At 68.4% G+C, this 10,727-nt stretch carries 9 protein-coding genes; 4 read left to right on the forward strand and 5 right to left on the reverse strand.

Annotation, left to right across the window (positions count from 1 at the left end; genetic code table 11):
* Positions 1-65: 65 nt before the first annotated feature.
* From C2868_RS12010 to C2868_RS12020, 3 genes are read left to right on the forward strand one after another with little or no spacing between them, the layout of a single operon-like run.
* Positions 66-1,820, forward strand: coding sequence for a purine-cytosine permease family protein (locus tag C2868_RS12010; RefSeq protein ID WP_374935781.1), 1,755 nt, complete (start codon positions 66-68; stop codon positions 1,818-1,820).
* Positions 1,820-2,386 carry a TetR/AcrR family transcriptional regulator gene (locus C2868_RS12015; RefSeq protein WP_100812343.1) on the forward strand — a complete coding sequence of 189 codons (567 nt, stop codon included), beginning with the start codon at positions 1,820-1,822 and terminating at the stop codon, positions 2,384-2,386. Before C2868_RS12010 ends, C2868_RS12015 begins: the two co-directional genes overlap by 1 nt.
* Before the next feature lie 28 nt (positions 2,387-2,414).
* Positions 2,415-2,999, forward strand: coding sequence for a TetR/AcrR family transcriptional regulator (locus C2868_RS12020; RefSeq protein ID WP_100812344.1), 585 nt, complete (start codon positions 2,415-2,417; stop codon positions 2,997-2,999).
* Positions 3,000-3,052: 53 nt separating this feature from the next.
* On the opposite strand, the gene C2868_RS12025 is transcribed toward C2868_RS12020, so the two are convergent.
* The 3 genes from C2868_RS12025 to C2868_RS12035 all read right to left on the reverse strand — a co-directional run bounded on the left by C2868_RS12025 (position 3,053) and on the right by C2868_RS12035 (position 6,510).
* Positions 3,053-3,424 carry a hypothetical protein gene (locus C2868_RS12025; RefSeq protein ID WP_100812345.1) on the reverse strand — a complete coding sequence of 124 codons (372 nt, stop codon included), beginning with the start codon at positions 3,422-3,424 and terminating at the stop codon, positions 3,053-3,055.
* Between the two features lie 172 nt (positions 3,425-3,596).
* Positions 3,597-4,757 carry a class II glutamine amidotransferase gene (locus C2868_RS12030; RefSeq protein WP_181003462.1) on the reverse strand — a complete coding sequence of 387 codons (1,161 nt, stop codon included), beginning with the start codon at positions 4,755-4,757 and terminating at the stop codon, positions 3,597-3,599.
* 28 nt (positions 4,758-4,785) lie between these two features.
* On the reverse strand, positions 4,786-6,510 hold the full coding sequence (locus C2868_RS12035) for an amidohydrolase (RefSeq protein ID WP_100812347.1): 1,725 nt from the start codon (positions 6,508-6,510) through the stop codon (positions 4,786-4,788).
* 411 nt (positions 6,511-6,921) lie between these two features.
* Here C2868_RS12035 and C2868_RS12040 point away from each other — a divergent pair, with 411 nt between their 5' ends.
* Positions 6,922-8,490: a sugar transferase gene (locus C2868_RS12040; RefSeq protein ID WP_100812348.1), complete on the forward strand. Its 1,569-nt coding sequence runs from the start codon at positions 6,922-6,924 to the stop codon at positions 8,488-8,490.
* Positions 8,491-8,526: 36 nt separating this feature from the next.
* On the opposite strand, the gene C2868_RS12045 is transcribed toward C2868_RS12040, so the two are convergent.
* Positions 8,527-9,645: a glycosyltransferase gene (locus C2868_RS12045; protein ID WP_100812349.1), complete on the reverse strand. Its 1,119-nt coding sequence runs from the start codon at positions 9,643-9,645 to the stop codon at positions 8,527-8,529.
* On the reverse strand, positions 9,642-10,670 hold the full coding sequence (locus C2868_RS12050; RefSeq protein ID WP_100812350.1) for a glycosyltransferase family 4 protein: 1,029 nt from the start codon (positions 10,668-10,670) through the stop codon (positions 9,642-9,644). Before C2868_RS12050 ends, C2868_RS12045 begins: the two co-directional genes overlap by 4 nt.
* Between the last annotated feature and the right edge of the window lie 57 nt (positions 10,671-10,727).

Raw genomic sequence — 10,727 nt, forward strand, 5'->3', positions numbered from 1 at the left:
ATCGGAGAAGAACGTGATCGAGGGCGATCCGGGCGCAATACGGCTGTAACACGTGACCCGCCACAATGAGCCCCACGCGTGAGGCGCAAGGAGTTGCGACGGTGACCAGTGCAGACAACGCGCGGGCGGCGGCCGAGGACAGCCTCGAGGACTACGCCTTCCGGTACGTGCCCCGCACGTTCCGGCGGTGGAGCGCCGGAGCCGTGGGGGTGACCGCGCTCGGCTCCATCGCGTTCCTCGCCGACTTCTCCATCGGCGCCAGCATCGGGATCGAGCACGGCACGATCAACGCCGTGCTCGGCATCCTGCTCGCGTCCGTCACCATCTTCATCGTCGGCGTACCGATCGCCTACTACGCGGCGCGATACAACCTCGACCTCGACCTGATCGCGCGGGGGTCGGGGTTCGGCTACTACGGCTCATCGATCACGACCGTCATCTTCGCCGTCTTCACGTGCATCTTCTTCGCGCTCGAGGGCGCGATCATGGCGCAGGGCCTGCAGGTCGCCACCGGCATCCCCCTGCCCATCGGCTATCTCATCTCGACCGTCGTCGTCATCCCGATCGTGATCTACGGCATGCGCGCGCTCGAGCGCCTGCAGTTCTGGACGACGCCTCTCTGGCTCGCCCTCGCTCTGCTTCCCCTCCTGTGGGTGATAGTCTCGGACCCCGGAGCCGTGCAGGCATTCGTGTCGTTCACCGGCAATTCGGACGGGGACCTGCACTTCGGCGCCATCGTCGCCAGCGCGGCCGTGTGCTTCGCCCTCACCCCCCAGCTGGCCGAGCAGATCGACGTGATCCGGGCCATGCCGCCACGCACGCGCCAGAACCGACGTTCCTGGTGGACATCCCTGCTGTTCGCGGGACCCGGATGGGTTCTCTTCAGCGGAATCAAACAGGTGGTGGGGGTCTTCCTCGCCGTCTACCTGTTCACCCGCATCGATCCCGACCTCGGCACGCGGGCCACCGAACCGGTGCGGCAGTTCGTCGGACTCTACGCATCGATCATGCCCGAATGGCTCGCGATCGGGCTCGCTCTGATCCTCGTCGTCATCGCGCAGGTGAAGATCAACGTGACGAACGCGTATTCCGGCTCGCTGGCGTGGTCGAACGTCTACACCCGTCTGACGAAGACCTATCCCGGCCGGTCGGTCTTCATGTATTTCAACCTGGCGATCGCGCTGGCGCTGATGTGGATGGATGTCTTCAGCCTGATCTCGTTCGTCCTCAGCCTCTACGCCAACGTCGTCATGGCGTGGCTGGTGACGATCGCGGCGGACATCGTGATCAACAAGCACCTCCTGCGCATCTCGCCGAAGTACCCCGAATTCCGCCGCGGAATGCTCTTCGACTGGAACCCGGTCGGCCTCGTTTCGGTGGGGCTGGCATCCGTGCTGTCGTTGACGGCCTTCGCCGGCGCGTTCGGTGCGGACATGCGGTCGTACTCCGTCCTGATCGCGATAGGCGTGGCCATGATCACGACGCCCGTCATGGCACTGGCGACACGGGGTCGCTTCTACCTGCGTCGTCAGACCGACGGCATCGCATCGCCCATCCTCGACGCGGACGGAAACCCATCCGGTGAGCGACTGCGCTGCCATGTCACCGGCTACACGTTCGAGCGCCCGGATATGCTGGCCTCGGCGGAACGCGGACCGCACGGGGAGACGCAGTACGTCTCGTCGCTGGCACTGACACTCGACGACTCCGACCGTTACGTCCTACCGCCGGAGCCGGCATCGGCACCGGCGCGACCGAAGGTCTCCGCCGAAAGCATCGGGGCGACGGGACGACACTCCGGGAGGGGAAGAGGACAATGATGGCGGAGACGGTGGACACACCGACCGCGATCCTCGCGAGCGCTGCCGCGTCGTTGCGCGAGAACACCTTCGACGACATCTCTTACCGCGCCCTCGGCGACGCCGTCGGCGTCTCGGAGCGCACGATCTATCGCCAATTCCCGACGCGCTCGCACCTTCTCGAGAGCCTGGCTCAGTGGATCGAAGAGACCGAGTTCCCTCTCCCGGCCTTCGTCACGATCCCGCAGTTCCAGGCGGCGGTGCGGGCCCGTTTCGGCCAGTTCGATGCCTCCCCCGCGTTCGCCTTCGTGTGCGCTCGCGCCGCCTCGATCTCTCCCACGGGCGATCCCGAACCGACATTCCTGACCCGCACCGTCGAGGCGATGTTGCAGACCACCTATCCGAGCGTCGACGCCCGCGACCTCCGCCGCGTCGCTGCCACGCTGCGATACTTCTCGTCCGCGCAGTTCTGGGCACGCATGCGCACCGGGTTCGACATGGGTGCTTCCGAGACCTCGGATGTCTTCGACCGCACGGTCGGGCAGACGCTCGGTCGGCTCCCGTCCGTCACGCGGACCGCCAGCTGATGTCGCGGGCGGAACGGGCGGGGGCGCCATGACGACCGCTTCCGACGAGGCATCCCCCGGCGCGGACCTCAATCGGACACAGGAGGCGATCCTCTCCGCCTACGCGGAGCTCATCGAGGAGCTCGGCACGGACGACGTCTCGTTCCGCCTCATCGCGCGCCGCGCGGGAGTCGGCGAGCGCACCGTGTTCCGCAACTACGCCACGCGCGTGGACCTCCTCCTGGCGACGGCCGCGTGGATCGAGCGCAGTATCTTCACGCGGGAGGAGTCGGAGTCGGTCTTCGACACCCCCCTGTCGATCCGTGAGGCCATGGAGGCATACGACAAGCGTCCGGAGCTCACGCACGTGGTCGCCGAGACGACGATGCGGGGCGTCAGCGGCGCGGCGCCGACCCCGCGCCGCCAGCGACTCGAGCAGCTGCTCCGCGCGGAGGTGCCAACGCTGGATGACGCGGATCGCCGGGCGATCGTCGCAGCCCTCTCGCACATCGATTCCGCGGCGACGTGGGTCACCCTCCGCCGCGAACTCGGGATGAACCGCCGCGACATCGCCGACGCCGCCGCCTGGGCAGCCGAAGCGGTGCTCGACCCCATCCGCGGGCGCGTCGGCTGAGGCGTGGTCACGACGCCGCACGGTCACGACGCCGCGCGGGCGCCCCGAACCGCTCAGCCCAGCGCGATGAGCAGCGACAGCACCGCGAGGACGATCACGACGGGCACCATCGTGTACCGCTCCGGCTTGCTTCGAGAGATCGCATTCGCCGCGATTCCGAGCACGAAATACCCGAAGATCACCCACATCGCGACCTCGGAGAACGAATCGGGAAAGACGTCGATCGTCCCGACCCTGTCCCACGCGATCACCGCGATCAGCGCGTAGACGAGAATCGACACAACGCTGCCGATCCTCAGGCCGACGGGAAGAACGCGGTGCTGGCCGCCCCACGCGAAGTGCCCCCAGGGTGCGCCGACAGCGAGAGCGAGCTGGAAGCCCGTGAGACCGACGAGCACGACGGTGAGGATGATCGCGTAGAGCACAACTCACCGTAGCGGGCTCAGCATCCGGAGCATCAGCCTTCGAGCGATCCCAGCGTGGCGGCCACGAGCGGGCGCCTCGTCCCCGAGCGGCACGACGAAACGCTCGTCGTCGAGGCTATGACACCGCGGTTCGGGTGCTCCCTTCGACGGGCTCGGGGAGCGTGGATTCGGCTCAGGGAGCGGCGACGGGAAAGTCCGGGTAGACGCTCCAGCCCGCCTCGCGCTCCAGCGCCGCGGCGAGCGCGAGCGCCGACAGTCGCGCGTGCTCGAGCCCGAGGGGCGAACGCACATCGATCGCGAGGGGCGGCGGCTCGCCGAACTTCGGGATGTCGACCTCGGCCCACGCTCCCCCGTCGAGCTCGATACGGGGCCGCGCCGAACCCGCGGCGAGCACCGGGCTGTCGACCGCGAGCGAGATCACGGCGAGCGCGTCGAGCTTCGTGACGGCGAGCTGCACGACGAGCGTCGCCACGGCATTCGGGGCCGCCTCGCGAAAATTGGGAAGAGTCATCAAGACCGAGCGTATGCCTGCGCCAGCGACCGCGGGTTCGATGGGAACGGATCGGATGCCCGCGACGTCGATGCGCGACACCGAGTCGACGGGAAGCGCATCCCAACCGTCCTGATCGACACCCGTCGTCGCAACGACGAACGCTCCGGATGCCGCGCGCACGACGCGCAACGTGTTGTAGTCCGGGCCGTGCCCCGGGGGCAGCAGGTCGGGCGTGAACCCGCGCTCCGCGAAAGCGGGCAGCGGGGTCGCCGCACGGCCTGCCGAGTGCACGACGAACAGGCCGGAATCGTCGAGCAGGAACGCGTTCAGACAGGCATCGGGGTAGACCGCGCGCACCTCGTTGACCGCCGCCGCGATCGCCGTGAGCCGAGCGGATTCGTCGGGACCCGCCGCGCGCAGGTGCCGGCGGACGACCGCGAAGTACACCTCGCTGTCGGTGGTGCCGACGAGTTGCGCGACATCCGCGGGTGCCAACAGGCCCAGCCCCCGGTCGCGCGGCGCGAGTAGTCCGTTGTGCTGGAACGCGAGCCCATCGCGGACGAACGGCTGCGTGTTCTCAGGCAGGGCGGGCGATCCCTTGCTCGCGAAGCGCAGGTACACGATCCGCGCGACGCTGGCCGCGGCCCCATCGAGGTTGCCCGGCTCGAACGCCTCGACGCCGCCCGCGCTCCCGACCCCGCCACCGGCATCGATCCATGCACTGCCCCACCCGTCTGCGTGCAGGCGCGCGAGGTCCGCAAACGCATCGAGCACCCCCTCGTCCCAAGCCTCGCGCGGTGTCAGCGGGCGATCGGCGACGTAGGCCAGCATCCGGGACATCCGGCGCTCCTCTTTATGTGGTGCCCGATCAGGCGTGCGCGGCGTGGTGGCAGCAGGCCGGCGGACCCATCGCGCGCAGCTTCTCGAACGACGCATGATCGACCTGTCCGGATGCCTCGACGAACTCCTTCACGTCGATGCGCTGCCCGCCGAGCCACGTGCCGTGCACCCGGATCTCGCCGATCCGCTCCGGCGCGACGGCGTAGGGGTCGGCGGAGAGTTCGACGAAGTCGGCGAGTTTGCCGGGCTCGATCGATCCGACATCGCCGTCCGTGCCGAGCGCGTACGCGGCGTTGATCGTCTGCGCGCAGAGCGCCTCCCACAGCGTCGCGGCCTGGTCGGGCCCGTGCACGGCGCCCGAACTCGTGCGGCGTGTCACCGCCGTCTGCACGTTGAGCAGGGGCGTCGGCGGCGAGACGCTGCCGTCATTGTGGAAGGACGGATGCACCCCCGCGTCGAAAGCGTCGCGGAACCGCTGCCATCCCACGCCCGTCTCGGTGGAGAACAGCTGCCCGTCGAGCAGATCGCCCCAGTAGTAGTACTGAAAGGGGCCCATCGACGCGACCACACCGAGGCTCGCCGCCCGCCGGAACTGCTCGCCGCGCGCTCCCCCGACGTGTTCCACGCGCCAGCGGTGATCGGTGCCGAGCAGATCGTGCTTCTCCAGCGCGCGTCCGAAGGCATCGAGCACGATGTCGAGCCCGATGTCGCCGTTCACGTGGAAGGCCATCTGCCAACCCTCGGGCGCGTGCTCGTCGAGCAGCGCGTCGAGGCGCTCGCGCGGGTAGTTCATCATCTTCTCGCCCGCCACGCCCGGCGCGATCCCCGCCGCGCGCGTGGCGGGGGTGTCGAGGTACGGCTCGGACATCGCGACGTTGCCGACCCAGGGCGAGCCATCGGCCCACAGCTTGATTCCACGCTTGTGCAACATGGTCTGGGGCGCGGTCGAAACGAACGGCTCACCACAGTCGACCTCGGTGGACATGTGGTACAAAGCGACGCGCAACGGCGAACTCGGGAGCGCCGCGAGGGCCTCGTACGCCGGCTTGAGACTCGTCTGATACGTGTGCTCGGACGTGGACGTGATGCCCGCGCGCGACATGTAGGCGTAGTACTCGACGGCGCCCTGCAACGGCTTTCCGGGCAGGGCGGCAAGGACGGGATGCGCCAGGGCCAGGCATGCGGGGACCTCTGTGGCCGAGCCATCCAGGCTCCCGTCGGCGAGGCGCCCGTAGCTGCCGCCGGGCGGGTCTGCGGGCGGGTTGTCGATCCAGCCGAGCGTGCGCAGCACCGCAGAAGACACGTAGGCCGTGTGCCCCGAGTTGCCGAAGACCAGCACGAGCCGGTCGCCGAAGATCGCGTCGAGGGATGCGGCGGTCGGGGCCTCGTGGTTCTGCAGGAGTCCGTCGTAGCCGAAGAAGGACAGCGCCGTGCCCGCGGGCGTCTCGTCGATCGCCTTCTGGAAGATCGCGAGAACCGCATCCCAGGTCGGCGCGACCCACGGGGCGATGTAGTAGCCGGGCGGCATCGTCGCCATGCCGCTGAGGACCGGATGTGAATGGGGGTCGATGAACCCGGGCATGAGGACCGCGACGCCGGAGTCGCGCACGTCGGCACCGGGAAGTGCCGACCGGCATTCGTCGAGCGACCCGACCGCGACGATCCGCTCGCCCGACACCGCGACGGCTTCTGCTCGAGGCTTCTTCGGGTCCATCGTGAGGATGGCACCGGCGGTCAGTATGTAGTCGGTCATTGGGGCCTCCATGTAGGGCCGTCCTCGTGCATGAACCCAATACAAGACGATCGGAGATCGTCTCCCCCATGATGGCGCATACCGAACCGTTCCCTTTGTTCGGCATACGCTCGCGACGGGCCTCGATCCGATGCTGCGCGGAAACTGAGCACAATCTGAGGATTCTCCGCTTCCGGATCGTCGCAGGACTCCGGTAGCATCAACACTGCATCACCTGGCACCAGCTGTCAGGAAAGACCGAACTTGGGGTTGGGTCTTTCTGGGTGATTGAACGTGGGGTTCGATCCGAGGGGTACCTCTTGGTGATGCACTTGGGGAATTTGTCGTGGCTTGGGCGCCGCGATCTGGGGAAAAACTGGGGATACACGTGCAGGCATCTGCAATTGCGGCTTCCGTGGGTGACGGAAAGCCATGACTACCGTCGAGAACGCGCGGATTGCCGCGCTGCGCTCATCGTTCGTCGCGACGCCCGTCGCCGCGCCGACCATCGTCGCACCGGCCATCGTCGCACCGGCCACGCGGGCGATCGCGTCTCCCGTCACGACCGCCGCGCTCGAGCGGCGGCAGCGCTGGGAGCGCTACTACCGGATGCGGCTCGTCTGGACCGACTTCGTCATCGTCCTGGCGTCCGCCGGACTCGCAGCGTGGATCCAGATCGACACGATCGCGCAGGTCGACCTGACCGATGCACCGTGGCAGTACGGTCGCGTGTTCCTCGTGACCGCCGCCATCTGGCTGCTACTGCTCGCACTCTTCCAGTCGCGGAGTTCGCGCGTCATGGGACAGGGGATGACGGAGTACAAGCGAGTCCTGCACGCGACGGGTCTCGCGTTCGGCATCCTCGCGATCGGCTTCGTGCTGATGCAGTCGCAGGGGATCCGGTCACAGCTCCTCATCGCGATGCCCGTCGGTATCGTCGGCCTCGTGCTCAGCCGCTGGTTGTGGCGCCGATGGCTTCAGCGCCAGCGGGTGGCGGGCCTTTACGTCTCGCGTGCGATGGTCGTCGGCAACCGCCACGATGTCGAGTACGTCCTCTCCTCGCTCCAAGCGGACGGCCGCATGGCCTACCACGTCGTGGGCATCACGCTCGACACCGGCGAGGACAGCGAGATCGTCGTCGGCGGCGAGCACTACCGCGCGTACGGCGACCTCCGGAGCATCGCCTCGCAGGCCACGGCGCTCGGCGCCGATGCGATCATCCTGGCGAGCACTCCGGACGAGGACCGCGGATTCATCAAGCGTCTGTCCTGGCAGCTGGAGGGTACCGCGGCCGAGCTCGTCCTCTCGAGCCCGCTCGTCGACGTCGCCGGACCCCGCATGTCGCTCCGGCCGATGGAGGGCCTGCCTCTCATCCAGGTCGAGATCCCGACCTTCGAGGGTGGGCGTCACCTGACCAAGCGAGCCTTCGATGTCGCGCTCTCTTCCATCGCGCTGCTCTTCATCGGTCTCGCCACTCCTTTCATCGCGCTCGCGATCAAGCTCGACAGCCGCGGACCGGTGTTCTTCCGCCAGCGACGCGTGGGACGCGACGGCGTGGAGTTCTTCATGCTCAAGTTCCGCTCGATGCACGTCGATGCCGAGCAGCAGCTCGAGAAGCTGAAGCAGCAGAACGAGGGATCCGGTCCGCTCTTCAAGCTGAAGTCCGACCCTCGTGTCACGCGGGTGGGCGCTTTCCTGCGCAAGTACTCGCTCGACGAGCTGCCGCAGTTCTGGAACGTCTTCGCCGGCGACATGAGCATCGTGGGTCCGCGCCCGCCCCTCCTGGCCGAGACCAAGGAATACGGCACCTCGACGTATCGACGTCTCTACATCAAGCCGGGCATCACCGGCCCGTGGCAGGTGAGCGGCCGCAGCCACCTCTCCTGGGAGGAGAGCGTCCGCCTCGACCTGCGCTATGTCGAGAACTGGTCCGTGGTCGGGGACTTCCGGCTCGTCTGGCGTACGGTCGGCTCGGTCCTCAAGGCCGACGGCGCCTACTGAGCCCGCCAGCCGGAGCCGTCCGCCCTGGCAACCGCCTCACTCCGCCCTGAGCGGCGCGAGCACCTCGACGTAGGCCGCGACCCGGTCCTTCCAGTCGGGGACGTCCTCCACGACCACGGACGGTGCGGGATCCGCCAGGAGCGCGGACACCGCATCCGGGAATGCGGCGGCATCGGCGACGGTCAGGGAGTCGCTCGCCAGCGTACGAAACCCCGCCACGGGGGTGCTGACGACGGGTCGGCCGACCGCGAGGTATTCGTAGAGCTTGATCGGATCGAGGCTGTCCGTGAACGCGTCCACGATGTGCGGCACGATCAGGACGGCGGCGTGCTGGAGATACGCCGGAACATCGGTGAAGGACTTCGGGCCGAGCAGCGCCACCGCGGGGTGAGCCGCGAGTCGATCGACGTTGGCGGCGGCCAGGGCCGAAGGACCGACGAGCACGACCGATCCCGAAGCGGATGCCGCGGCATCCGCCGTCCGCAGGACGAGATCGACGTCGAGCCGGTCCTCGTGGAGCGTGCCGACATAGAGAGCGGACCGCTCCGGCAGGTCAGCGGGCCGATCATGGGGCACGCGATAGCGAGCGACGTCGACGGCGTTGGGGATGAGAACCACGGACCGCTCCTCGCTGCGCGTGTCGAAGAGCCCTGTGGAGCAGACCACGACGGCGCGGCAACGCTGCATCAGCACCGCTTCGTTCGCGGCGATCCGACGGAGCTCACGTTCGCCGCGGTCGGCGGCGAGCCAGTCGTCGGTCATGTCGTACAGACTCGGCCAGCCCGTCCTCGCCACCAGACCGGCCCAGCTGGGGTCGTTGACCCAGAGCACAGGCTCCACGAGTCCCGCTCTCGTGACCGCCCGGCGCACGTCCCGTCGAAGAAGCGCGTCGGCGGCGGGCCCCGCGAATCGCGGCAGCACCTTGTCGGGCTGGAACAGGCTCAGGCGACCGGCGTACCCGTCCGCGATCCGAAGGCCTCGGCCGCGATTGATACCCCGGCCCGCGACGACGGAGTGCAGCAGATCGTTCGAAGGCTCGACGAAGAGCACGCGCAGGGTCGGATCGGCGCGCAGGAGTCCGTCCACGAGGTACTGGTTGCGGCGCCACACGTCATCCCATGGCTCGAGCGAGAGCACGACGAGGTCGCGATTCACGCGAGCACCCGCTCGTAGACCGCGCGGGTTCCTGCGACCTGGCCACCGATCGTGAAGCGGTCCCGCTGAAGGCGGCGGAGCGCGCTTCCCGCCTCCGAACGAAGCCCGGGATCGACGAGCAGTGCATCGATCACGCGGGCCGCGTCGGTCGCGTCACCGGGGGCGAAGAGCAGATCGGGCGTGGCGACGCCGACGGTCTCCAGGTGTCCCCCGCCCGCGGATGCGACGACGGGGGTTCCCTGGGCCATGGCTTCGAGCACGAGGATTCCGAGCCCTTCGCGCGGAGTCGGAGCGACGACCAGTCCGGCCCGCGCGAGCAGTTCCGGAACATCGGAGCGATGCCCGAGGAATTCCACGCTTCCCGTGACCCCCCGCGTGCGCGCGAGCTGTTCGAGCTGACCGCGTTCCGAGCCGTCGCCCGCGATCCGCAGCGTCCATCCCTCGTCGGCGCCTCGCGAGCGCGCCCACGCCTCGATCACATCCGCGGTGCGCTTCTCGGGTTCGAGGCGCTGAGCCGCGAAAACGAACGGCTCACGGGACATCGCGGCATCCGCGGACTCGACTCCGGAGTAGACGACCTCCGTAGGCGGCTCGACGTTGTGAGCGACGAACTCCGAGATGGCGATCTGGGCAGCGAGTGAGCGGCCGACCGGGCGGAAGGCTGCTCGTGCGAGGGTGCTGGTACCGCGCATACCGGCGAAGTGGCGCGTGCTCACCTGTCGGCTCTTGCGGCCACGCCAGCGGCGGTGCAGCCATCCGACGAGGTCGGCCTGACTCATGTGCGTGTGAAGGATGTCGGGGGCCGCAGTCCTGCGCAGCGATGCCAGCGCGCCACGCATGTCGTCTCCGGGAAGCCAGTCGACATCCGTCGCTGCGAGCGCCCTCTGCATCTGCGCGGACGACCCGCCGATGACGGTGACGTCGACTCCGTCGCGGGCCAGCCCCGAGGCGACGTTGACGATGTAGTTCTCGACGCCGGCGAAGCCCGTCGAGCAGACGAGGTGCACTACCCGCACGTCAGTCACCCCCTCGCGTAATCCCGTTGCAGTCTATGAGCAACCGAGGCAGCCTCGTGCCTGGCT

This window comes from Microbacterium sp. CJ77, from assembly GCF_002911615.1.
In the GTDB taxonomy this organism is placed as follows: Bacteria; Actinomycetota; Actinomycetes; order Actinomycetales; family Microbacteriaceae; genus Microbacterium.

Bases quoted from the DNA above. Each gene is read 5' to 3' on its own strand.
- C2868_RS12040 (WP_100812348.1), top strand. From the start codon at position 6,922: ATGACTACCGTCGAGAACGCGCGGATTGCCGCGCTGCGCTCATCGTTC.
- C2868_RS12035 (WP_100812347.1), bottom strand. From the start codon at position 6,510: ATGACCGACTACATACTGACCGCCGGTGCCATCCTCACGATGGACCCG.
- C2868_RS12015 (WP_100812343.1), top strand. From the start codon at position 1,820: ATGGCGGAGACGGTGGACACACCGACCGCGATCCTCGCGAGCGCTGCC.
- C2868_RS12030 (WP_181003462.1), bottom strand. From the start codon at position 4,757: ATGTCCCGGATGCTGGCCTACGTCGCCGATCGCCCGCTGACACCGCGC.
- C2868_RS12010 (WP_374935781.1), top strand. From the start codon at position 66: ATGAGCCCCACGCGTGAGGCGCAAGGAGTTGCGACGGTGACCAGTGCA.
- C2868_RS12020 (WP_100812344.1), top strand. From the start codon at position 2,415: ATGACGACCGCTTCCGACGAGGCATCCCCCGGCGCGGACCTCAATCGG.